Here is a 22,419-nt window from a genome sequence, read left to right as displayed (position 1 = left end):
TCCCATTCTGTCACTCAGACAGGGCATTTCGTCTCTCCCTCACCGCCCACTTCCACACAAATCGGTGGATCGAGGCTTAATGCTTCCCTTCACACCTGTGGGCGTGTACTCGATATTTGCCTGGTCGGTGACATCCTTGCCGTTGACCCAGACCCGAACTTTATTACGGGTCATGCGAGCGTCTCCGTTGGAGACGATAGGTGTCGCGTTGTCAGAAATGGTAAGCGTGCCGGCCTTCTGCCCGGCGTCGGGGTGATACCGCATGTTTCCCGTCACCTGAACATCGCCCTGCCATCCCCCACGAATCGGAAGATCTTCGTCGGGATAGGCATCTCGGCCATCAGTGATCGGGAACGGAATCTCGTCGTCAGCCAGTGTCCGGTAGATACCCGGAATCTTGAGTCCCTTGCTGTAGCTCGACAGCCCGAAGACCGATCCGACCCCCCCGTGGCCAGCGTGCTACCAGCAAACGCAACAGGAGCCCAGCCTCACAGCTGTGCTCCTGAGCTTCACCCCCGAACGACAGACACCAGTCCTGTCGTTCGTCCGGGGTTCGAACTACGCGTCTATGGCGGAAGCGGAGGGATTTGAACCCCCGGTGGTTTTACCCACGCTCGCTTTCAAGGCGAGTGCATTCGGCCGCTCTGCCACGCTTCCCTGCCGAAGAGGGTACGTGAGGGCCCTGCACCCGGCCGAATCGGCTCATGGGTCGTCACAAATCTCTTCACGCGTCGCCACTGGTAGACGCGGCCAGTACACCCCGGCGCGCCAACCAGCACCGACCGCACACGGTGACCGCCTTGTGTCACGATCAGCTCATGCGCGCCATCACCGTTTCTTCGTCAGGCGATCTGTCCGTCTCCACCATCGACGATCCGGTCGCCGGCCTCGGCGAGGTCGTCATCGACGTCGTCTCGGCCGGAGTGAACCGGGCTGACCTGCTCCAGCGTCGCGGCAACTATCCGCCGCCGCCCGGTGCGCCGGAGACCCTCGGCCTTGAGGTCTCGGGCCGGATCAGCGAGGTCGGCGGACGCGTGTCGGGCTGGTCTGTCGGCGACGAGGTGTGCGCGTTGCTCGCGGGCGGCGGATATGCCGAGCGGGTGTCGGTTCCCGCGGCACAGGTATTGCCGGTCCCCGCCGGGGTTCTCCTGGCCGACGCCGCGGCGCTACCGGAGGTGGCATGCACGGTGGTCTCCAACGTCATCGAGGCCGGTCGCCTGCGAGCTGGTGAACTGCTCCTCGTCCACGGCGGATCGAGCGGTATCGGCACCCACGCCATCCAGCTCGCCCACGCACTCGGCGCCCGCGTCGCCGTCACCGCACGTACCGCGGCCAAGCTCGATCGATGCGCCGGGTTTGGCGCCGACGTCCTGATCAATTACGCCTCAGACGATTTCGTTGAGGTGATCACCGAAGCCGGGGGTGCCGACGTCATTCTCGACATCATCGGCGCAAAGTACCTGGCGCAGAACATCTCTGCGCTGCGCACCGGCGGCCGCCTGGTCATCATCGGCATGCAGGGCGGAACCAAAGCCGAGCTGTCGATCGCCGCACTGATGGGTAAGCGCGCGTCGGTGGTCGGCACGACGCTGCGATCCCGACCTGTCGATGGAGACGGCGGCAAGGCCCAGATCGTGACGCACACGCGAACGGTGACATGGCCACTGATCGAGGCGGGCAAGGTGTTGCCGGTCATCGACAGTGTCTACGACCTCCACGACGCCGCGGCCGCGCACGATCGCCTCGACAGCGGGGAGGCGATCGGCAAGGTGTTGCTGCGCGTGGCCGCAGACTGATCACCGCAGACCGATCACCGCAGACCGATTGACCCGCAGACCGACCAACCAGCACCCAGGGCTGACGGTTCAGCCGCGACCGTCGGCATGCGGGCCGGACGAGGAGCCGTCGCGAATCTTGCCGAAGATACGGCGGAGAGACTCGAACTCCTCGGCAGTGAGCACCTCGATGACATGCTTACGGACCACCGCGTCGCGGATGTCGAGCCGTATGCGCAGTTGGTCCCGCCCGTGGTCGGTGAGGCGGACCAGTCGGTGCCGGGCATCCGAGCGGGAGTGCACGCGTTCGAGGATGTCGTCGTCGATGAGGCGGGCGACCACGCGTGAGACGGTACTCACGCCGGCATGCATAGCTGCAGCAATCTCACTGATCCCGATTGACTCCCGGGCGGCGATGATCTCGAGCACTCGCATGTCATTGACCGAGACCCCGGCGGCATTGAAGCCCGCGGTCACCTCGGCCATCAGGGCCCAGCCCCCGTCGACGAAAGTGCTCCACACGGCCAACTCAGCGTCGGACAGCCGCGCAGACTCCTCGGTGTTCACTTTCCACAAAATAGTGCACCAGGGCAGAACTTACTAACTCAGTGGGTCAGGCGACCGACAATAGCTGTCCACTTCACGCCAGCGAACCGAGTGTCCGCACGAGATGATCGACTTCGTAGGGTGTCGAATACGGTCCGAGCCCGACGGTGACAGCTCCTCCGAAATCGCCGGCGCCCATCCGGGCGAGCGCACGGCTCGGTAGGTCGGCGAGCGCGCAGATCCCGTTATCGGCGAGCCTGCGGACCACAGTATCGGCCCCGACTCCGTCGACGGCGAAGCTGACCAACGGCACCCGACTGTCACTCTTACCGATCACCGACACATGATTGAGCTGGTCAAGCGAGTTGATGAGGTAGAAGCCGAGCCGCTGCAGGTACTCGTTGACGCCCTCGAGAGCAGTGGTCAGCCGTCGCCGACGCTTACCCAGCGCAGTCTCGTCGAGACCCGCGAGATGCTCGACGGAAGCCACCAGACCTGCGAGCAGAGCGCCCTGATGCTCGTCGATCTCAAGCCGCTCAGGTCCCACCGCATGCGGATTCGATGACATCGTGTTCAACCGGTCGATCGCGCGCGGCTCGGCGAAAACCATCGCCGCCATCCGCGGCCCTCCCCACCGTTCGGCGGACACGACGACCACGTCGGCGCCGAGTTCGTCGATGTCGAGCGGAAGGTAGGGCGCCGCGCTAGAGGCGTCGACGACGACCATCGCACCAACCTCCCGTGCCCGCGCGGCGATGTCGCCGACATCGGTGAGTGTGCCCAGCGTCGACGAGGCCAGCGGAACCGCGACGACGGCGGTGTTCTGGTCGATCAGATCGCTGTACTGCCAGGTCGGCAGTTCCCCGGTTTCGACGTCGATCTCAGCCCAACGAAGAGTGCCGCCGACACGGTCGACGGCGCGCACCCACGGCAGGATGTTCTGCTCGTCGTCCTGGCGGCTGACGACCACGTTGCCCGACAGCCATGTGTTCGGGTTGATCGCCTCGGCGAGCGTCCACAGCAACACCGAACGAGAGGGTCCGAGCACTACGCCGTTGGCGTGTCCGGCCACCAGGTCGGCGATGGCCCGGCGGGCGCCGTCGAGGGCTTCTGCGGTCTCCCGCGCCGCCGGATACCGGCCCCGCGCCGACGCCCCGAGCTGTCGGAATCCGCGGGACACCGCGGAGGCCACCGAATCCGGGATCACCATCCCGGCCTGCGGATCGAAGCGAATCCAGCCGTCGCCGAGCGAGGGAAAAAGTCCACGCGCATGGGCGACATCGAAGGGCATGGCCCCACGATAGACGCGGCCTGCGCGCCGATCGGCGGGTATCCGATGACCGGATCCGTGCGTTGGCCGCAAGCGGGTTGGGCACAATGGAGAACATGGTCATAGACGGCAACACTGCGAATCCCTTTGCCACCCCCGATCGTGACGGAGCGTCCGAGACCGACAACGATCCGATCATCGTCCTCGGTGCCGATTCGCCGATGGGTACGCAGGCGGCGACGGAGGGTTCTGCTTCGGAATCCTCCGACGGTTCCAGCGTCGCCGACATGGTCGAGCAACCGGCGAAGGTCATGCGGATCGGCACGATGATCAAGCAACTTCTCGAAGAGGTCCGTGCGGCACCGCTCGACGAGGCGAGTCGCAACCGACTGCGCGAGATCCACGAGTCGTCGATCCGCGAACTCGAGGACGGGCTGGCACCGGAGCTGCGCGAGGAGCTCGAGCGGCTGGCCCTGCCGTTCACCGACAACACCACCCCGTCCGACGCCGAGTTGCGGATCGCCCAAGCCCAGCTCGTCGGCTGGCTCGAGGGGCTCTTCCACGGCATCCAGACCGCGCTGTTCGCCCAGCAGATGGCCGCTCGTGCCCAACTCGAGCAGATGCGCCAGGGAGCGCTGCCACCGGGTATGACACCGTCCGCGGGCGGACACGGCAGCACCGGGCAGTACCTCTGATCGGCACCTCTGGACGCCGGTGGTGGGCCCGGCGCTTGTATGCTGTGGCCTCGTGTCAGCCGAAGTGATGCAGGGGCGGGTCCCCCCGCCGCCCACAGGTGCGACGTCGCGGTCGATGCGCCGGGCGTTCGACGACCTGTCGGCGGGTCTGAACGCCCGTGAACTATGGCTGCACCTCGGGTGGCAGGACATCAAGCAGCGCTATCGCCGCTCGTTGCTGGGTCCCCTGTGGATCACCATCGCCACCGGCGTCACCGCGGTCGCGATGGGCCTGCTCTACGGCGAGCTGTTCCACATGGACATCAAGTCGTTCCTGCCGTACGTGACGCTCGGGTTCATCTTCTGGAACTTCATCCAGAACTCGATCCTCGAGGGCGCCGAGGTGTTCTCGAAGAACGAAGGACTGATCAAACAGCTCCCGTCGCCGGTGAGCGTGCACGTCTACCGGATGGTGTGGCGGCAGCTGATCATCTTCGCCCACAACATCGTCATCTACATCGCAATCCTGATCATCTTCCCGCAGCCGCTCAATTGGACTGCCCTGCTGGCCATCCCGGCCGTCGCGCTGTTCGTCATCAACGGCGTGTGGGTGTCGATCGTCTTCGGCATCCTCTCGACCCGCTTCCGCGATATCGGCCAGTTGCTGACCACCGCGGTGCAATTGGTGTTCTTCATGACGCCGATCATCTGGACCACCGAGAATCTCGGCAAGCAGACCGGAGAGAAGTCCGAGCGACTCAAACTCGTCGAACTCAACCCGATGTATCACTACCTCGACATCGCGCGCGGCCCGCTGCTTGGTGAGCCGGTGGCGTTCTATCACTGGGCGGTCGTGATCGGCTGCACGATCGTCGGCTGGCTGATGGCGTTGGCCGTGATGCGCAACTACCGCGCCCGCGTGGCCTACTGGGTGTGACCGGCGGAGATAAGGCGACAACCATGGCGACCAGCAAGAGCACTGTCCGGGTGGACACCTGGGATGCGTGTGTCGACTTCCCGATCTTCGACGCAAAGACGCGCTCGCTCAAGAAATCGGTGATCGGTGCGGCCGGCGGCGTGATCGGTGCCAACGCGTCGAACGTGATCGTCGTCGAGGCCCTCAAGAACATCAATCTGCATCTCGAGCACGGCGATCGCGTCGGGTTGGTCGGGCACAACGGTGCCGGTAAGTCGACGTTGCTGCGACTGCTGTCGGGGATCTACGAGCCGACGCGCGGGCACTGCCGGGTGACTGGCCGCGTCGCACCCGTCTTTGACCTCGGGGTCGGCATGGACCCGGAGATCTCCGGCTACGAGAACATCATCATCCGCGGCATGTTCCTGGGACTGACCCGCAGGGAGATGCTTAAAAAGACCGATGAGATCGCAGAATTCTCCGAACTCGGCGACTACCTGAGAATGCCGCTGCGCACCTATTCCACCGGTATGCGGGTGCGACTCGCCCTCGGCGTGGTGACCAGCATCGATCCGGAGATCCTCATCCTCGATGAGGGCATCGGCGCCGTCGACGCCGAGTTCATGAAGAAGGCGCGCACCCGCCTCGAGGCGCTGGTCAAGCGCTCGGGCATCCTCGTGTTCGCCAGCCACTCCAACGAGTTCCTCGCCCAGCTGTGTGACCGCGCCCTGTGGATCGATCACGGCGAGGTGCGCATGGACGGCGGCATTGAGGACGTGGTGAACGCGTATGAGGGTCCCGAGGCGGCATCGCACGTGCGTGAGGTTCTCGACGGCCTGAAGAAGGAAGCCGGCACCGCCGAATGAGCATGCGCGACAAGATCGTTGCGGTCGTCGTTACCCATCGCCGCCCGGAGCTGCTGGCCGCCTCCCTCGCGGTCCTCGCCTCGCAGACCCGGCCGGTCGACCATATCGTCGTCGTCGACAACGCGGATGAGGAAGTGGTCGCCGAACTCGTTGCTGCTCAGCCTGTTCCGACAACGTATCTAGGGTCGGCGCGCAATCTCGGCGGGGCGGGCGGTTTCGCGCTGGGCATGCTGCACGCACTGGCCCTCGGCGCCGACTGGGTGTGGTGCGCCGACGACGACGGCCGACCCGAGGGCCCCGAGGTTCTCGGGATCCTGCTGGACTGCGCGACCCGCCGCGGCCTCGCCGAGGTGTCACCGGTGGTCGTCAACATCGACGATCCGGATACCCTCGCCTTTCCCCTTCGCCGCGGAATCGCTTGGCGTCGTAAGCGTTCGGAACTTTTCGAGAACGGCGAGGACAGTGGCGAGGATCTATTGCCCGGCATCGCTTCGCTGTTCAACGGAGCCCTGTTCCGCGCCGACACGCTGGACATGGTCGGCGTCCCGGACCTACGTCTGTTCTTCCGCGGCGACGAGGTCGAGATACATCGCCGGCTGCAGCGGTCCGGTCTGCCGTTCGGAACCTGTTTGACCACTGCGTACCTTCACCCCTACGGCTCCGACGAGTTCCAGCCGATCATGGGCGGTCGGATGCACACCCAGTACCCGGATAACCCGACCAAGCGGTTCTTCACCTACCGCAATCGCGGCTACCTGATGAGTCAGCCCGGGATGCGCAAGCTACTCCCGCAGGAGTATGCGCGTTTCGGCTGGTACTTCCTGGTGCAACAGCGCGACGTCAAGGGCTTCTCCGAGTGGCTGCGCCTGCAGCGGCTCGGCCGACGGGAGCGTTTCGTCCGGCCGGAGTGAGCGGTGATTCACCCCTGTTTGTTGACCCGATCAAGCTCTCTCGCGCCGTTGGCGCTGCCCTCCTCGAACCTTGCCCCATAAAACTAGAACATGTTCTACTGTGAAGACGGACCACAACGGGGAGTAGAACATGCGTTTCACCTTCGCCGAGGCGATGACCGATCCGGCCTACTACGCACCGCTCGCACAGGCCGCCGAGGCAGCGGGATATGCGGGATTCACGATTCCGGACTCACTCGCCTACCCCGAGGAGTCCGACGCGACCTATCCGTACACGCCCGACGGCAACCGGGAGTTCCTCGAGGGCAAGGCGTTCATCGAGACCTTCATCGAGGCTGCCGCCCTGGGAGCGGTCACCTCGACGATTCGCTTCATACCGTTCGTGCTCAAGCTACCGGTCCGCCCGCCGGCCCTCGTCGCCAAGCAGGCGAGTTCGGTTGCGTACCTTACCAACAACCGGCTCGCGCTCGGGGTCGGTACGAGCCCCTGGCCCGAGGACTACGACTTCATGGGAGTCGACTTCCGCAGGCGCGGAAAGCGTATGGACGAGTGCATGGACATTGTCCGTGGGCTCACCTCCGGGGAATACTTCGAATTCCACGGCGAGTTCTACGACATCCCGAAGATCAAGATGGCACCTGCTCCGACCGAACCGATTCCCCTGCTCGTCGGCGGTCACGCCGACGCCGCACTGCGCCGAGCGGTGGTCCGCGGCGACGGCTGGATGCACGGTGGTGGGCCGCCCGACGAACTCCACGCCCTGCTCGACAAGATCACCGACATCCGCAAGGCCGAGGGCAAACTCAACGACCCCTTTGAGATTCACGTCATCTCGCTCGACGCCTATACCGTCGACGGCTGTAAACGCCTAGAGGACAAAGGCATCACCGATGTCATCGTAGGCTTCCGGTTGCCCTACATCGTCGGCGATGATACCGAGCCCCTACAGAAGAAGCTCGATCACCTGAACTGGTACGCCGACAACGTGATCGCCAAGGTCAACGGCTGAGGGCAGCGATCACCGCCGCAAACAGCAGAGTCCACGACGTCGGCCAGATCGCCGACTCTGTCCGGAACTCTCTGCCGCACCGCCAGAGTGGCATCGTCGATGGGGCCACTCACCACTCACTTCCCAGGTTGCCGCAGCCGGCCGTCACCACAGTGCTCATTTCCGCGCTCCGATGGCATAGGCCGGATGATCGCCGAACCGGGCCTACACGCGCTCAACGCAGGTGACGACGCCGCAGCAGCACGTGGGACTCCGGCTACTCGGATCGGGTCGCCGGACCGATCGGCACCGTAGCCACGATCGCCTCGGGCGCAGCCGGCCTCGTGAACGGCGTCCCGGTCCCCGAGACCGTTGGCTCTACTGCAGGCAGTCTCGCGGGCGCGACACTCGGCTCGGCCACCGGCGCAGGGGCAGGTACCTACTTTGGAGGCTTGGGAGCAGCCGCAAAAGGTGCTGGTGCCGGATCTGCAGTTTAAGTGGTTGGCACTGTAATCCGAGCCGATAGGAGCAAGCGTGGGAGCATGGGTGGGAAGCACTTGCGGCCGGAACATCGGCGAAGGGGCACGTAAGGTGTGGAACACGCTCTTCGGCTAGGGTGTCCCGGGTGATGAAGAGGAGTCCTCGTTGCTGCTTCTGATCGCTGCGATCCTGGGTGGCCTCGGCTTGGCACTGTTGGCCTTCCGGCGCGAGGTCGACACCTCCGCGGCGTTCGACGACACGTGGACACTCAAGACACCAGTGCGCCTTGTGATATCGGGATTGGCTATGGGCGCGGCGATGACGTCAGCGGGTTTGTGGCTTGCCTTCGGAGACAAAGAATCTGTCGCGGGAGACGTGCCCCTGGCTCACACTTCCGGAAATCCATGGCTCGTCTCCGGCATCATAGGGACGGTCTTTTTCGGAGGTGCAACCCTCCTTGGATTTGTCATCGTTGTTTTTTCTCCTCATCATTCCGCAATGGCAATGCGCATCGACGACGAGCATGTCGTGGTCCAGCATGGACTACGGAAGCCCAAGAAAGTTGCCTGGGGTGACGTTGTTGACCTGGAGATCAGTGGTCCGGAACGTTCAGACTTGGGTTCTGAGCTCACTATTGTCTACCGAGCAGGAAGCAGTCGGACACTATCCCAAATTCATCTATCGAAATTTGGCACCGGCCTAGCCCCAGAAGAACTCGAGGACATACTCTCCGTCCGATGGCAGCCCGACCTCGAACCAGACCCCGGGCCCGGTAACGATTAACAGAACTCAGAGGTCAGCGTCGGCACGGAAGGGCTCGGCAATCCTAAAGAACACACAGGTGACCGATAACGTCCTCCACGCCGCGATCCCATTGCTATCCCAAGGACCTCCCGACGAACGGAAACCCAGCTGATGTACTGCGCGCATGACCTTCTCCGATTCACACTGTGGGCGCCACCGCCAGTGCACCCAGCACAACGGAGGTGGAGGTAATGGCAAGTCCGCCCAGGGGCATCAGTTCCACGACACGACGCCTGCTGCGGATCGCCCAGAGATACCCGAGGAGCGCGACAACGCCGCCCCCGACCACCCCAATCACAAGAATCTTGACGCCAAGACCCGCGTCGCCCTCTGAGCGGCAGTCCTGGTAGGCACACGGGTCTGACGCCATTCCGAATATCAGCCCCCCCGCCCACCAGCACGAACATTTCCACGACAGCCAATGCCGCCAACAGAACACCGCCGACCGCCGCCCACATGGCGAACGCGTTCGGACTCCTCCCAACAACGGACGCCCCGATCCCAGGACCGAGAACATCACACCAACGACTCAGCAGGCGACGAGCAATCCCCGCCGCTCGGTGCGTGGCGCCTCAGTCGCCGTCGAAAAGTCGTTGCCAGTTCTCATGGCTCGTGAGTTCCGGCAGCGCCGCCTGCCATTGCGCGGCCAACGCCGGAGCATTCTTCCGCAGGTCCAGACACAACGAGGCGAGCTCGCGGAGCTGTCGCACCGCGATCTGCTTGTCACGCCGACGGATTCGGACACCGGTCTGCGACGCATCAGTGACGATCGCCTCCGCGAACAAACCCACATGCCACCAGCGGGCGCTGTGTGCCGGGATGGCCACCCGCCCACCGCCGACACGACCGAGCACCTGCTGCACGACCCGCTTGACCATCACCTGATCGAGCTTCTTATCCTGCGGTTCATGACCTTTGGTGACGATGCGCGGGTCGCCGACCAAGCCTTCGACGGCTTCATGGCGCACCGTGTCGGGATAGTGCGAGCGCAGTTCCGACAGCTCAGCGAGTTTGGCGCGCCCACCGTCGGCGAGTATCGACGGGCCGGACATGAAGTCGCGCACCGCAAGCAGGAATGTCTCGGCGAGCCCGTACTGCATCGAGACGATGTGCCCGGTGATCTCGCGGGCCACGGTGGTGGCGACCTCCGTCGGATCGAACCGGCCGTGGATCGAGGCGACGATCAGCGCGTTACGCCAGCTGAAGTATCGCGACCAGTCGTCGTAATCCTTCAGGTGGAAATCGGCATGCCAGACACCGGCATTAGGTAGCGTCACCGTCGCGAACCCGGCTTTGCGGGCCCGAATACCGAATTCGATGTCGTCCCACTGGAAGAACAGCGGCAACGACAACCCCGCGGCCACCACTGCCTCGGCCGGCAACAGGCACGTCCACCAGCCGTTCCAGCCGGCGTCGCTGCGCGCATCCTGATGCTTCTTCAGCGCGTTGAGCCCTGACTTGCCGAAAGCACCGGGGGTTCCGGCCTTGAGTTCGTCGAGAGCCTCCCACTCGCTGGTCATGTGCACGCGGTAGGTCTCCGACAACAACAGCATCTGCGCCCCGACGATGACCGGGCGGGATGCATTGTTGGCCAGCGCCGACAAGCGCACCACCGACTCTGGCTCGCAGAGGATGTCGTCGTCCATGACGACGATGTCGGTCGCGCACTCACCGGTCTTCGTCAGCTCGTGGATGCCGCGGTTGAATCCCCCCGCACCACCGAGATTCGGCTGGATCAGGTACTGCAGCCGTTGCCCCAGAATGTCTTTGACCTTCGGAAAATCTTCGTGGGCGTCGACGCGCGCGGTGCCCTGGTCGACGACGTACACCGAGTCGATCAGGTCCAGCGCCGCTGGATCCGAGGCCAAGGTGAGCAGGGTCGTGATAGCGTCGGCGGGGCGGTTGTGCGTGCACATCACCACCGATATCAGCCGATTGCGTTCCGGCCTGGGCGCCGACCACGTCACCTCCCAGATCCGTGCACCACCGCCGATTGCGATGGCGTCGAACCAGATTGCGCCACCGTCGACAAAGCGCCGCACATCGAGATCGAGCACCGCCCGGCCATGACCGCTCACCTCGACGGCATCGATCGGCCGCCATCGACCACTGGGATCGGAGGCCTTGATCTCCACTCGGAGCTGCGCATCGGGCGCGCACTCGTGGTCAAACTCGAGTCTGACCGAAGATATCGTCGTGTACCGCTGCCAGTAGCTTGCGGCGAAACGCCCGAAATACGTGTTGGTACTGAGGGTCGCACCTGGCTCCAGCCGGGCCGTCGTCCGGTCCGAGCGCACCAACGCGGCGTTGGCGTCGACGTACATCCCCGGAACCACACGGGGATTCGGCCCCGCGAACAGAGTTCGCTGTACCACCATCCGGTCATTTTCCTGCTGCATCGGCCCTCGAAATTCAGTGGACGTGGCGAGTTGCGGTCACCCCAACCCGAACCGAGACTAGCTCACGGCGAACCGACAGCGACGCGCCCGACACGACATGTCCGCTGCCGCCACCTACTGTTCATCGCGTCCCCATTCACTCACCGTTGCCTATCGAGATCAGCAAGTGCCGCTCCGGCAGCATGAAACCCGCACATTCCGTGTACACCACCGCCCGGCGGGGTGGACGACGAGCACAGATAGACCCCGTCCACGCCGGTACCGTACGGCCGCATCGTGACCCGAGGCCGCGCCACGAGGTGCAGCAGATCGTTCGGACCGCCACCGATGTCGCCGGCCACATAGTTCGGATTGTCCTGTGCCAGTTGGGCGGGCGAGGCGACACGCAGGTCGACGATCCGTTCGGCGAAACCCGGCGCGAATCGCTCGATCTGCGCGGTGATCGCCTCGGCCGCCGGACCGTCATATCCGGCGGGTACATGGGCGTACGCCCACAACGGACGCAAGTTGCCGGCCACGCGACCCGGGTCGGCAAGCCACTGCTGTCCGACCAGAGTGAACGGCCGTTGCGGCATCGTCCCGGCGAGCACCTGTCGTTCGGCGTCGGCGATCTCGGTAAAGGTCCCGCCGAGGTGGACCGTGCCGGCACGCTCGCAGCCCGGCGCGCTCCAGCCGACCTCACCGTCGATCACGTAGTCGACCTTGAACGCCGCCGCCCGCGGCCGTCGGCGCCCGAAGGTTCGGCGTATCCGACGGGGCATCGCGTCCCCGAGGATCTGGGCGGCGGCCTCCGGCAACACATCGAGCACCACGACGTCGGCGTCGGCGAGATCGGCGCGATCACGCACGTGCACTCCGGTACGGACGTGGCCGCCAAGATCAGCCAACAGCGCCGCCAGCGCCGCGGTGATCGACGACGAGCCACCCTGAGCGACCGGCCACCCATACCGATGCCCGGCGGCGACGAGCATCACCCCGGCTGCCGACGAGCCTGGCCGGTCGAGCCGGGTGAAGCCGTGCGCGGCCATTCCGGTGAGCAGCGCACGCGCCTGCGGGGTGCGTAGGGAGCGCGCCAGGACCGTCGCGGGCGGCAGCACCCGCACGCCCGTGCGCGCGAGGACGAGCGGATGCCGGGGCAGGTGCGCGACGGGTCGGAGGATCTCCGAGGCGACATCGTCCATCCGCTCTGCAAGCGGGCCGAACAACGCCTTCCATCGCGCGCCGTCGACCCCCAACGCCCGCGCGGTCGCGTCGAGATCGCGGTACAACAGTCCGGCGGTGCCGTCGTCGAGGGGATGGGCGCAGTCGATCTCCGGCCACCGCCACCTCAGCCCGTACCGCTCCAGCGGCAACGACGTGAGAAACGGCGACGCCACCCCGAGCGGATGGAACGCCGAACAGTGATCGTGCAGGACTCCCGGTCGCATCAGCTCACTGCTGCGGGTTCCGCCACCGATCTCCCCAGCCGCCTCGCGCACCTCGACGACGAGCCCCGCCTGGGCCAGACGAACGGCGGCGGCCAACCCGTTCGGGCCGGAACCGACAACGACCGCACGAGTCATGCGATCTTGAAGATCACCGCACGCTGCACGATGAAGTTGATGATCGTCGCCAAGCCCTGCGCGATGACGTAGGCGAGCAGGCTATAGAGAAACTCTTCCGGCCACCGATGCGACAGCACGGTGTATACGCCGACGTTGACGACGAACGTCACGCAATACAGCACTGCGACAGCGACGAAGCGGGCCATGCTGGGTTCGGCGCGGAAGGTCCAGCGCCGATTGACGATGTACGCGGTGGTGGTGCCGCAGACGAAGCCGACAGCCTTGGCGAATCCGGCCGGCACCCCGATCCCGGCCTGTAGAAGATAGGTGAGGCCGAAGTCGAGGATGCCCGAACCGCCGCCGGTGACGAGGAATCGGAAGATCTGGGTCGCCAGCGGGAGGTTGGTGGACGCCTCCTGATCGTCGAGCGGCAGCTCGGGGACCATCGGCGCGTGCCGGGTCGCAAAATCGTCGTGCCCGATCTCGTGCGGGCTCGTCTCGTGCGGGCCGTTCGGCTCACCGGGGATGGGGTCTGGCACGCTGCCACCCTAGACCCTCGGACACCGCGCCCGTTCAGAACTCCTCTTCGATGTCGGAGTTGCGCGCAGCACCCTCCCCACGGTCGAGTGCTTCGAGATCGGCGAGGTCGGCCGCGTCGAGTTTGAAGTCGAACACATCGATATTCTCGAGCTGACGACCCTTATGTGCGGACTTGGGCACCACGCCGATGCCCTGCTGCACCGCCCACCGCAACGCGATCTGGGTGGGCGACTTGCCGTACTTACGGGCCAACCGAATGATCGTGGCGTCGCCGAGTATGCCCTCCTTACGCCCGGTTGGATGCCACGCCTGCGCGTGGATTCCCTTGTCCTGCATGAACTGTCGCAGATCACCGCGGGCCAGCGCCGGTGAGCACTGGATCTGGTTCACCTCGGGCCACCGCCCGGTCTCGTCGTAGAGCGCCTGCAGATGATGTTCACGGAAGTTGGAGACACCGGGCACCCGGATGAACCCCTCGTCGGCGAGTGTCAGCAACGCCTTCCAGGAGTCGACCATCCGGCCTAGGCTCGGGCACGGCCAGTGGATCAGATAGACATCGATCCAGGACACCCCGAGCCGACGCGCGCTCTCCTTGGCGGCAGTGATCGCCTCGTCGAAGCCCTGGTCGCCACCACCGAGCTTGGTCTGCACGATCACCTCGGAGCGGTCGATCTGAGATTCCTCGATCCCCATGCCGAGGCTGAGCTCGTTGGAGTAGCGCGATGCGGTGTCGAGCAACCGGTATCCGGAGTCGAGCGCGTGGGAAACCGCCTGCGTGCACGGCATTCCGAGCATGCCGAAGGTGCCGAGGCCGACCAGCGGCAACGCGAATCCGGAGGCGAGGGTGACCGACGGTATGTCCACCCGCCCAGAATATGGGGCAAGGCGGTGCCGGCGCCCGCCAACGTCGAGACACTCCGACAACGTCGAGACCACGGCGGGGAACCGATGGCGATAGGTTCGATCCATGCTCCACCGCCTCCCACGCACACACCGACTCACCCTCGGCTCCATCGCCATCGCAACGCTGATCTCACTGCCGGCGCTGACCACCGCTCCGGCCCTCGCCGACGACGCCGCCACCCCCGCTCCGGTCACCTCCGGACTCGACGCCACCGGCTACTCCGGACCGATCGGCGCGCCCGGCGCCCTGATCACGCAGGTGCCGTTGGCGTCGTCGGTGAGCGTCCCCGCGGCCGGTCGTGCCTACCGCGTCCTGTACTCGACGCGTGACGTCCACGGGCGCCCGGCGGTCAGTTCCGGCGAGGTGCTCCTGCCCAAGCGGCCTGCACCGGCGGGTGGATATCCGGTGATCGCGTGGGCGCACGGCACCACCGGCCTCGGTGACAACTGCGCGCCGTCGGTGCTGGCGCACAGCGACCGCGACGCCACCTACCTGGGCCATTGGCTCGATCAGGGGTATGCGGTCGTCGCCACCGACTACGTCGGGCTCGGCACACCGGGATTCATGAACTACCTGAGCGGCACCGCGGAGGCCCAGTCGGTGGTCGACTCGGTCCGCGCGGCGCAGCAGATGAATCTGCCGCTGGCCAAGAAGTGGGCGATCGTCGGGCAGTCCCAGGGGGCCGGCGCCGCACTCAACGCCGCGCGCCGTGCGACCGCACTCTCGGCGGGCAGCGGCCTGGACTACCGCGGGGTGGTCGCCACCGGCACCCCGGCCAACATCGAGCAGATCGTGGCGCTGGGCGCGCCGACCCCACTCGCCCTGCCGACCGCGCTGAACATCTATACCGCCTACATCCTCGCCGGCTTCGCCGACGCCCGCCCCGACCTGAACGTGCCGGGCATACTCACCCCGCGGGGACGGCAGATCATCGCAAAGGCCCGCACACTCTGCTACGCCGAGATGCAACCGGTGGTCCAGGGCGTCACCCTCGGCGAGATCCTCGCCACGCCGGTCTCGTCGATCCCGAACGTGCGCGCAGCGCTGACGGAATACATGGGCACCCCGTTCTCGGGGTACGACCGGCCGATCTTCCTCGGGCAGGGACTCCTCGACACCGATGTGCCCGCGCCGTCGGCGTTGTCGTTGTACGCGCAGATGGTCGCGGCCGGCCAGCCCGTGGACTTCCACGTCTATCCGACACAAGACCACTCGGGGACCGTGCTCGCCTCGATCCCCGACTCCACGCCATTTGTCGCGCGAATCATGAAGTAGTCCAATATGATTGCCACTTCGTCCTACGACGACGTCATCATCGGTGCCGGACACAACGGGCTGACCGCGGCGGCCTACCTGGCACGGGCCGGTCGGTCCGTGCTGGTACTCGAGATCGCTGACCACGTGGGCGGCGCGGCCGTCTCGGCGATGGCGTTTCCCGGTGTCGCAGCACGGCTTTCGCGCTACTCCTACCTGGTGTCGCTGATGCCGCGCGAGATCATCACCGACCTCGACCTCAACGTCGAACTGATGCGGCGACGCTATTCGTCCTACACGCCACTGCCGTCGAATCCCGCGCACGGCCTGCTCGTCGACACCGCCGACGAGCAGGCCACCGCCGCCGCCTTCGCGCGTGCCACCGGCAGCGACACCGAATTCGGGGCGTGGCAGTGGGTGTACGAGCGGATGGGCGAGATCGCGCGACGCCTGTTCCCCACCCTGATCGAGCCGCTACGTTCGGCCGACGAGATCCGTGCGCGGGTGACCGACGGCGACTCCTCCCTCGCCGAACTGTGGGAGTTGCTCACCACCCGGCCTCTCGGTGAGTTCATCGAGCGGTACTTCGACGACGACGTCGTGCGCGGGATCGTCGCGACCGACGGGCTGATCGGCACCTTCGCCGACCTGCACGACCCGTCCCTGCGGCAGAACATCTGTTTCCTCTACCACCTCATCGGCGGCGGTACCGGCGACTGGGACGTCCCGGTCGGCGGGATGGGCGCGGTGTCGGGCGCGCTGTATCAGGCGGCGCTGGCTGCCGGCGCGGTGATCCACACGAATTGCCGGGTGGTCGGCGTCGACCCGGCCGACGGGACGGTCGAATACGTGCGCACCGAGGCGAACGCCGCCGAAGCGGCGGGTGGGCATCGGCAACGGATCGCTCAGGTGCGGGGCTCGATAGTGCACGCGGCGTGCGCTCCCGTGGTGCTCAACACCATGCTCGAGCACCCCGTCGACACCGAGCACGCGCCGCGCGGCGCCCAGCTCAAGATCAATCTGCTGCTCGACCGGCTGCCGGAGCTGCGCGACCCGAACGTCGACCCTCGGGCCGCGTTCGCGGGCACCTTTCACATCAACGAGTCCTACGGGCAACTCCACACCGCCTGGGCGCAGGCCCGCCGCGACGAGGTACCCGAGCTACCGCCCTGCGAAATCTATTGCCACACACTGACCGACACGTCGATCCTGGGCGCCGACCTCGCCGGCAAACACACCCTGACCCTGTTCGGCCTGCACATGCCACCCGAGGTGTTCGCCGCGCCCGGTGCGACGACCCACGCCGTCGAGGCCACCCTGGCGTCGCTGGATTCGGTCCTCGCCGAGCCGATCGCGTCGGTGATCGCGACCGACGTCCACGGCAACCCCTGTATCGAGGTCAAGACGCCGCGCGATCTCGAGGACTCCGTGGGCCTGCCCGGCGGCAACATCTTCCACCGCTCGCTGCAGTGGCCGTGGGCACCTGAGGATGCCGGCGTCGGCACCTGGGGCGTGGAGACGCGGCACCCGCGGCTACTGCTGTGCGGCGCCGGAGCCCGCCGCGGTGGCGGGGTCAGCGGCATTCCTGGACGCAATGCCGCGGCGGCCGTACTGGGCTGGTGAGGCACTCCGTCCCCGCCGACCCGCCCGGCCCGTCGGCGCGGGCGAGTACTCTCTACCCCGATGTCTACTGAAGAATTGCTGCCGATCACGACCCGCACGCTGGTCGGATGGTCGCGCACCACACCCATCGAAGGGCATGTCCTCTCGACGCCGTATCCCGAGGTCATCGCCGAGGCAGTGGCCCGGGTCGCCGACGACAACGCCGACAAACCCGACTACCTCAAGCGTGGCGTGATCGCCCGCGGGCTCGGCCGCTCCTACAACGAGTCGGGCCAGAACTCCGGCGGTCTGACCATCGACATGACGCCCCTGACGCGCATCCACTCCCTCGACGAGGAGACCGGAATCGTCGACGTCGACGCCGGATTGTCGATCGATCACCTGATGAAGGTGGTCGTGCCACGCGGCTTCTGGGTTCCGGTAATGCCGGGGACCCGACAGGTGACCATCGGCGGAGCCATCGCGCATGACATCCACGGCAAGAACCACCACAGTATGGGCAGTTTCGGTGATCACCTCACCGAGATGCAGTTGCTCGTCGCCGACGGTCGAATTCTGACGCTCACCCCCGACGGTTCGTCCGACGATCCCGACGGCAGCATCTTCTGGGCGACGATCGCAGGGATCGGCCTGACCGGCATCGTGCTGCGCGCCAAGATCGCGCTCAAGCGCACCGAGACCGCGTACTTCTACGCCGACACCTTCACCACCAACAGCCTCGACGAAACGATCGACCTGCATCTCGGGCAGCGCTACGAGGACGGTTTCGAGTACGCGTCGGGCTGGTTCGACACCATCAGCGGACCGCCGAAGCTCGGCCGCGGCAGCTTCAGCCGCGGTAACCTCGCCACCCTCGATCAGCTGCCGGACAAACTCAAGCGCGACCCGCTGAAATTCGACCCGAAGCCGCTGATCACCCTGCCGAACATCTTCCCTCGCTACCTCGACAACAAGCTCGACTTCTCGCTGGTGGGAGAGTTCTACTACCGGCTCGGCTCCAACAAGCGCAACATCATCGAGAGCCTGCCGCAGTTCTATCACCCGCTGGATCTGATCGCGGAGTGGAACAACGCCTACGGTCGCGGCGGCGGATACCCGCGTGGCGGTGGCTTCACCCAGTACCAGTTCATCGTGCCGACCGGTAACGAGGCCGAGTTCAAGAAGATCATCACCGACATCCAGGCGTCGGGGCACGTCAGCTTCCTCAACGTGATCAAGCTGTTCGGCGAGGGCAACCGCGCGCCGCTGAGCTTCCCGTTCCGGGGCTGGAACGTCTGCCTCGACTTCCCGCTGCGCAAGGGGCTCGCCGAGTTCCTCAACGACCTCGACCGCCGCGTGATGGAGATGGGTGGGCGCCTCTACACCGCCAAGGATTCGCGGACCTCGGCCGAGAGCTTCCACAAGATGTATCCCGAGATCGATTCGTGGATCGCGACCCGGCGGGCGATCGACCCGAACGGCGTGTTCATGTCCGACATGGCGCGCCGCCTCGAACTCGCCTGATCCCACTCCCCCACAACAGCTTTCCGTAGCTGTCGACACCAGAGAGATTCGTTCATGTTCAACGCCGTTGGCGCCCCGCAATCCATCCTCGTCCTCGGTGGCAGTTCCGAGATCGGTCTGGCAATCGCGGGTGAATTCCTCAAGCGCGGCCCGGCACGCGTCGTCCTGGCCGTGGTGCCCGGAGACCCGGCCGCCGACGCCGCCGTCACCACCGTGAAGTCGGCCGGCGCCACCGAGGTCGAGGTGATCGACTTCGACGCCCTGAAGCCCGAAACCCATCCCGAGGTCATCGACAAGGCCTTCGCCGGCGGCGACATCGACCTGGCGATCGTGGCGGCGGGCGTGCAGTTCGACGACGAGGCGGTATGGCAGGACCACAAGAAGGCCGTCACCGAGGTGACGATCAACTACACCGCCGCCGTCAGCGTCGGCGTCCTGCTCGGCGAGAAGTTCAAGCAACAGGGTCACGGCCAGATCGTCGCCATGAGTTCGGTTGCCGGCGAACGGGTTCGGCGCTCCAACTTCCTCTACGGCTCGTCCAAGGCCGGACTCGACGGGTTCTACCTCGGTCTCGGTGAGGCGCTCACCCCGTCGGGCGCCCACGTGCTGGTGGTTCGGCCCGGCCAGGTCCGCACGCGGCTGTCGGCGAATGTCGCCGAGGCTCCGCTCACGGTCAACAAGGAGGACGTCGCACGCGCCGTCGTCGCCGGCGTCGACGCCCACAAGGAGATCATCTGGGTGCCGGGGCCGTTCCGGTTCATCATGATGGGACTGCGGCACGTGCCCCGAAAGGTGTTCCGCAAGCTGCCGGTGTAGCGTCGTTCCACCGCCCTCGCGGTCTGTGTCGCGGTCTCGGTCACTCGGCGGCGCGGACTCCGACGGCGATGACAATCACCCCCGGCTTATCCGAACGTCTCCATCAGAAACGCGCGTGCGCAGCAGGCAGATCGACGGAGACCAGCAACGTGGTGGTGCCGCGGACCGGTGAATCGAGCATGGTCATCTCCGCCATGTCCCACTTCGGATCGTCGAGCACGACCCGGATGTCGGCGAGCCCGATTCGCAGCCGCGCCAGCACCGGCATGCGGTGCAACCGCGCGACGTTGTCGGCATCGAGGAGTCGGTGCCCGCCTAAGGCTCGCCCGGAGGGCTGTGACGGCCCGGAATGGTCGTCAGGCCGCAACGTCCGCACCGTGACGCCAGTCAGCTCGGCGAGTTCGCCAACCCGCCGACCGCGCTCACTTGCGCCGGGAGCGTCGGGGTCGTCGGGGCGTTCGGGGCGTCGAACTGGTGATGCTCGTGCGGGTGGTCGCCCTGGGTTCGGAGACCAGAAGCTGACGCCCGCGTCCCGGCAAGCCTTCGACAGTGAGCGTTTACCGACGCCGTCGGGGTGCGGGTACCGGCGCTACTGCTAGAACTGGTGGCGTGAGGTCATTGCAGAGTCCGGCCCCCGACGCCCCCCGACCGCCCGGGTCCGCGGCCCGTCGCTTCGCGAATCCGCACGTCATCACCGTGATCGAACTGGTCGTGGCCGTCGTGATCGGCGCAGTCGTCGCAATGGTCGGGCTCAAGGTGATCGACGCCGTCGAGTGGCCCGCGTTCAATTCGTCGAACGTCACGCGGGCGTTGACCACCGTCGGCCAGGTGATCGCGGTGCTGCTGCTCGCGGGCGCGGCGATCACCTATCGCTACCGACGTTCGCGATGGCTGACCACGCTGGTGTCCACGGTCGGCGTGGCCGGACTGGTCACCGCCACCCTCGGCATGCCGCTTGGCGCGACTCGGCTCTACCTCTTCGGCCTCTCGGTCGATCAGCAGTTCCGCACCGAGTACCTGACCCGGATGACCTCGAGCCCGCATCTGGCGGACATGACCTACGTCGATCTGCCGCCGTACTATCCGGCCGGCTGGTTCTGGTGGGGTGGGCGATTCGCCAACGCGATGGGTCAGCCCGGGTGGGAGGCCTACAAGCCCTGGGCCATCCTGACGATCGCGGTGGCCGCGGCGATCGGCGTGGTGCTGTGGAACCGGATGCTCGGCGCCGACCGGGGCGTGGCGGTCGCATTGGCGGTCACGGTGACCACCGTGATGCAGGCCTCCCCCGAACCGTATGCGGCGGTGCTGATCCTGATCGGCATTCCACTGCTGATCCCGATGATGTACGGGTTGCGCGGACGCGGGCGTCTCGTCGACGGCCCATCAGGGCCGCTGCGTTCGGGGACCAGTTGGTGGGCGGTCGTCGCGGGCGGGGTGTTCCTCGGACTGTGCGCCGCCTCCTACACGCTCTATGCCGGACTGTTCGCCGGGGTTGCGGTCCTCATGGCGCTGGTGGTGATCGTCGTCGGTTGGCGTGCGGTGGCGAACAAAGCCGTTGCCGCACAGGCGGTTTCCGCGGCCAGGCGGAGCCTGGTCATCGCGGTGGCGGTGCGGCTGATCGTCATGGCGGTGATCTCGGGTCTGATCGCGCTGCTGGTGTGGACGCCGTATCTGCTGGCGCGGCTGCGCAACGAACCGTCGAGTGGGGGCACAGCCGAGCACTATCTTCCCGGTCGCGGGTCGGTGCTGCCGCTGCCGATGTTCGAGTGGAGTCTGACCGGCGCGATCACGATGATCGGACTGCTGTGGATTCTGCTGCGGTTCCGGCAGCGCACGGTGGCACTGACTTTCGGGATCACCGTCGTCGGCATCTACCTGTTCTGCCTGTTGTCGATGCTGCGCACCGCCACCGGCTCGACCCTGCTCTCCTTCCGCCTCGAGCCGATCCTGATCGCGGTGCTCGCCGCCGCCGGCGTGCTGGGCGTCGTCGATCTCTCGCGCTGGGCGGTCGGTCGCTTCGGCGACATCCGCGTTGTCATCGGTGTGGTGGCGGCGATCGCGGCCGTGGCCATGGCGCAAGGGATTCCGGACTATCTCTCCAACGAGATCAACACCGCCTACACCGACACCGACGGCTTCGGACAGCGCGCCGACCAGCGGCCGTCAGGCGCCGAATCGTTCTTCCCGCAGATCGATCGGCTCATCACCGCGCAGACCGGACGACCGGCCACCGACAACGTGGTGCTCACCGCCGACTACGGCTTCCTCTCGGTCTACCCGTACTGGGGATTCCAGGGGCTGACCTCGCATTACGCCAATCCGCTCGCCGAGTTCGACAAACGCGCCACGATCATCGAGAAGTGGACGCAGGCAACGACTCCCGACGACATGATCCACCAGCTCGAGCAGTCACCGTGGCGGGCGCCCAACGTCTTCCTGTTCCGCTATTCCGCGGGCGGATACACACTGCGGCTGGCGCAGGACGTCTACCCCAACGACCCGAACGTCAAGCGCTATACGGTCACCTTCGACCCCAAGGCCTTCGCCGACCCACGGTTCGAGGTCACCGAGGTCGGGCCCTTCGTGCTGGTCGTGCGGAGGTGAGG

The 22,419-nt window shown here is 66.0% G+C and carries 20 protein-coding genes and 1 tRNA gene; 13 read left to right on the top strand and 8 right to left on the bottom strand.

Annotation, left to right across the window (positions count from 1 at the left end):
• Positions 1–569 precede the first annotated feature (569 nt).
• A tRNA-Ser gene (locus EF294_RS13675) sits at positions 570–657 on the bottom strand.
• A gap of 161 nt (positions 658–818) precedes the next feature.
• Here EF294_RS13675 and EF294_RS13670 point away from each other — a divergent pair.
• Positions 819–1,796, top strand: a complete 978-nt coding sequence (locus EF294_RS13670; RefSeq protein WP_185091075.1) for an NAD(P)H-quinone oxidoreductase — start codon at positions 819–821, stop codon at positions 1,794–1,796.
• Positions 1,797–1,865: 69 nt separating this feature from the next.
• On the opposite strand, the gene EF294_RS13665 is transcribed toward EF294_RS13670, so the two are convergent.
• Entirely contained in the window at positions 1,866–2,342 is a 477-nt protein-coding gene (locus tag EF294_RS13665; protein ID WP_123930900.1) for a MarR family winged helix-turn-helix transcriptional regulator, read from the bottom strand.
• A gap of 73 nt (positions 2,343–2,415) precedes the next feature.
• Entirely contained in the window at positions 2,416–3,612 is a 1,197-nt protein-coding gene (locus EF294_RS13660; protein ID WP_123930897.1) for an aminotransferase class V-fold PLP-dependent enzyme, read from the bottom strand.
• 200 nt (positions 3,613–3,812) lie between these two features.
• On the opposite strand from EF294_RS13660, the gene EF294_RS13655 reads away from it, so the two are divergent.
• From EF294_RS13655 to EF294_RS13620, 7 genes are all read left to right on the top strand, one after another.
• Positions 3,813–4,286 carry a bacterial proteasome activator family protein gene (locus EF294_RS13655; RefSeq protein WP_246007853.1) on the top strand — a complete coding sequence of 158 codons (474 nt, stop codon included), beginning with the start codon at positions 3,813–3,815 and terminating at the stop codon, positions 4,284–4,286.
• Positions 4,287–4,353: 67 nt separating this feature from the next.
• Complete coding sequence (wzm, locus tag EF294_RS13650; RefSeq protein ID WP_185091084.1) at positions 4,354–5,202, top strand: galactan export ABC transporter permease subunit Wzm/RfbD; 849 nt, start codon at positions 4,354–4,356, stop codon at positions 5,200–5,202.
• Between the two features lie 23 nt (positions 5,203–5,225).
• Entirely contained in the window at positions 5,226–6,047 is an 822-nt protein-coding gene (gene wzt, locus EF294_RS13645) for a galactan export ABC transporter ATP-binding subunit Wzt/RfbE (protein WP_185091073.1), read from the top strand.
• A complete protein-coding gene (gene glfT1 / locus EF294_RS13640; RefSeq protein WP_123930884.1) occupies positions 6,044–6,958 on the top strand; it encodes a galactofuranosyltransferase GlfT1 in 915 nt (304 codons plus the stop codon). The genes wzt and glfT1 overlap by 4 nt, the downstream gene beginning before the upstream one ends.
• Before the next feature lie 130 nt (positions 6,959–7,088).
• Positions 7,089–7,967: a TIGR03619 family F420-dependent LLM class oxidoreductase gene (locus EF294_RS13635; protein WP_123930880.1), complete on the top strand. Its 879-nt coding sequence runs from the start codon at positions 7,089–7,091 to the stop codon at positions 7,965–7,967.
• A gap of 624 nt (positions 7,968–8,591) precedes the next feature.
• Positions 8,592–9,209 carry a hypothetical protein gene (locus EF294_RS13625; protein WP_123930877.1) on the top strand — a complete coding sequence of 206 codons (618 nt, stop codon included), beginning with the start codon at positions 8,592–8,594 and terminating at the stop codon, positions 9,207–9,209.
• Between the two features lie 145 nt (positions 9,210–9,354).
• The gene (locus EF294_RS13620; RefSeq protein ID WP_123930874.1) at positions 9,355–9,564 is read left to right on the top strand and encodes a hypothetical protein; all 210 of its coding nucleotides are present in this window, start codon (positions 9,355–9,357) and stop codon (positions 9,562–9,564) included.
• A 238-nt stretch (positions 9,565–9,802) separates the two neighbouring features.
• Here EF294_RS13620 and EF294_RS13615 read toward each other — a convergent pair whose 3' ends face one another.
• From EF294_RS13615 to EF294_RS13600, 4 genes are all read right to left on the bottom strand, one after another.
• A complete protein-coding gene (locus tag EF294_RS13615; RefSeq protein ID WP_123930872.1) occupies positions 9,803–11,629 on the bottom strand; it encodes a glycosyltransferase in 1,827 nt (608 codons plus the stop codon).
• Between the two features lie 140 nt (positions 11,630–11,769).
• Positions 11,770–13,191 (bottom strand): phytoene desaturase family protein, encoded by a 1,422-nt coding sequence (locus EF294_RS13610; protein ID WP_123930869.1) that lies wholly within the window; start codon positions 13,189–13,191, stop codon positions 11,770–11,772.
• Complete coding sequence (locus tag EF294_RS13605) at positions 13,188–13,712, bottom strand: GtrA family protein (protein ID WP_123930866.1); 525 nt, start codon at positions 13,710–13,712, stop codon at positions 13,188–13,190. The genes EF294_RS13610 and EF294_RS13605 overlap by 4 nt, the downstream gene beginning before the upstream one ends.
• A gap of 34 nt (positions 13,713–13,746) precedes the next feature.
• A complete protein-coding gene (locus EF294_RS13600; RefSeq protein ID WP_123930863.1) occupies positions 13,747–14,577 on the bottom strand; it encodes an aldo/keto reductase in 831 nt (276 codons plus the stop codon).
• Between the two features lie 103 nt (positions 14,578–14,680).
• Between EF294_RS13600 and EF294_RS13595 the strand changes: the two genes are divergently transcribed.
• The 4 genes from EF294_RS13595 to dprE2 are packed head-to-tail and all read left to right on the top strand — an operon-like array spanning position 14,681 to position 19,813.
• Complete coding sequence (locus tag EF294_RS13595; protein WP_123930860.1) at positions 14,681–15,892, top strand: alpha/beta hydrolase family protein; 1,212 nt, start codon at positions 14,681–14,683, stop codon at positions 15,890–15,892.
• Positions 15,893–15,898: 6 nt separating this feature from the next.
• Positions 15,899–17,494: a phytoene desaturase family protein gene (locus EF294_RS13590; protein ID WP_123930857.1), complete on the top strand. Its 1,596-nt coding sequence runs from the start codon at positions 15,899–15,901 to the stop codon at positions 17,492–17,494.
• A gap of 60 nt (positions 17,495–17,554) precedes the next feature.
• Positions 17,555–18,997: a decaprenylphosphoryl-beta-D-ribose oxidase gene (dprE1, locus tag EF294_RS13585; RefSeq protein WP_123930854.1), complete on the top strand. Its 1,443-nt coding sequence runs from the start codon at positions 17,555–17,557 to the stop codon at positions 18,995–18,997.
• A gap of 54 nt (positions 18,998–19,051) precedes the next feature.
• Positions 19,052–19,813 carry a decaprenylphospho-beta-D-erythro-pentofuranosid-2-ulose 2-reductase gene (dprE2, locus tag EF294_RS13580; RefSeq protein ID WP_123930851.1) on the top strand — a complete coding sequence of 254 codons (762 nt, stop codon included), beginning with the start codon at positions 19,052–19,054 and terminating at the stop codon, positions 19,811–19,813.
• A gap of 103 nt (positions 19,814–19,916) precedes the next feature.
• Here the strand turns inward: dprE2 and EF294_RS22145 are convergent, their stop codons facing one another.
• Complete coding sequence (locus tag EF294_RS22145; protein ID WP_246007850.1) at positions 19,917–20,180, bottom strand: MerR family transcriptional regulator; 264 nt, start codon at positions 20,178–20,180, stop codon at positions 19,917–19,919.
• Positions 20,181–20,422: 242 nt separating this feature from the next.
• Here EF294_RS22145 and EF294_RS13570 point away from each other — a divergent pair, with 242 nt between their 5' ends.
• Entirely contained in the window at positions 20,423–22,417 is a 1,995-nt protein-coding gene (locus EF294_RS13570; protein WP_123930848.1) for a galactan 5-O-arabinofuranosyltransferase, read from the top strand.
• The last annotated feature ends 2 nt before the right edge of the window (positions 22,418–22,419 follow it).

The sequence above is a fragment of the Gordonia oryzae genome, from assembly GCF_003797185.1.
Lineage (GTDB): Bacteria > Actinomycetota > Actinomycetes > Mycobacteriales > Mycobacteriaceae > Gordonia > Gordonia oryzae.
Note: the sequence above shows the minus strand (reverse complement) of the source record. Positions and strands in the feature narration are given on the sequence as shown.

What these genes read in the sequence shown, in the direction of transcription:
- EF294_RS13670 (WP_185091075.1), top strand. Translation starts at nt 819, where the DNA reads ATGCGCGCCATCACCGTTTCTTCGTCAGGCGATCTGTCCGTCTCCACC.
- EF294_RS13660 (WP_123930897.1), bottom strand. Translation starts at nt 3,612, where the DNA reads ATGCCCTTCGATGTCGCCCATGCGCGTGGACTTTTTCCCTCGCTCGGC.
- EF294_RS13655 (WP_246007853.1), top strand. Translation starts at nt 3,813, where the DNA reads ATGGGTACGCAGGCGGCGACGGAGGGTTCTGCTTCGGAATCCTCCGAC.
- wzm (WP_185091084.1), top strand. Translation starts at nt 4,354, where the DNA reads ATGCAGGGGCGGGTCCCCCCGCCGCCCACAGGTGCGACGTCGCGGTCG.
- wzt (WP_185091073.1), top strand. Translation starts at nt 5,226, where the DNA reads ATGGCGACCAGCAAGAGCACTGTCCGGGTGGACACCTGGGATGCGTGT.
- glfT1 (WP_123930884.1), top strand. Translation starts at nt 6,044, where the DNA reads ATGAGCATGCGCGACAAGATCGTTGCGGTCGTCGTTACCCATCGCCGC.
- EF294_RS13635 (WP_123930880.1), top strand. Translation starts at nt 7,089, where the DNA reads ATGCGTTTCACCTTCGCCGAGGCGATGACCGATCCGGCCTACTACGCA.
- EF294_RS13620 (WP_123930874.1), top strand. Translation starts at nt 9,355, where the DNA reads ATGACCTTCTCCGATTCACACTGTGGGCGCCACCGCCAGTGCACCCAG.
- EF294_RS13615 (WP_123930872.1), bottom strand. Translation starts at nt 11,629, where the DNA reads ATGCAGCAGGAAAATGACCGGATGGTGGTACAGCGAACTCTGTTCGCG.
- EF294_RS13610 (WP_123930869.1), bottom strand. Translation starts at nt 13,191, where the DNA reads ATGACTCGTGCGGTCGTTGTCGGTTCCGGCCCGAACGGGTTGGCCGCC.
- EF294_RS13595 (WP_123930860.1), top strand. Translation starts at nt 14,681, where the DNA reads ATGCTCCACCGCCTCCCACGCACACACCGACTCACCCTCGGCTCCATC.
- EF294_RS13590 (WP_123930857.1), top strand. Translation starts at nt 15,899, where the DNA reads ATGATTGCCACTTCGTCCTACGACGACGTCATCATCGGTGCCGGACAC.
- dprE1 (WP_123930854.1), top strand. Translation starts at nt 17,555, where the DNA reads ATGTCTACTGAAGAATTGCTGCCGATCACGACCCGCACGCTGGTCGGA.
- dprE2 (WP_123930851.1), top strand. Translation starts at nt 19,052, where the DNA reads ATGTTCAACGCCGTTGGCGCCCCGCAATCCATCCTCGTCCTCGGTGGC.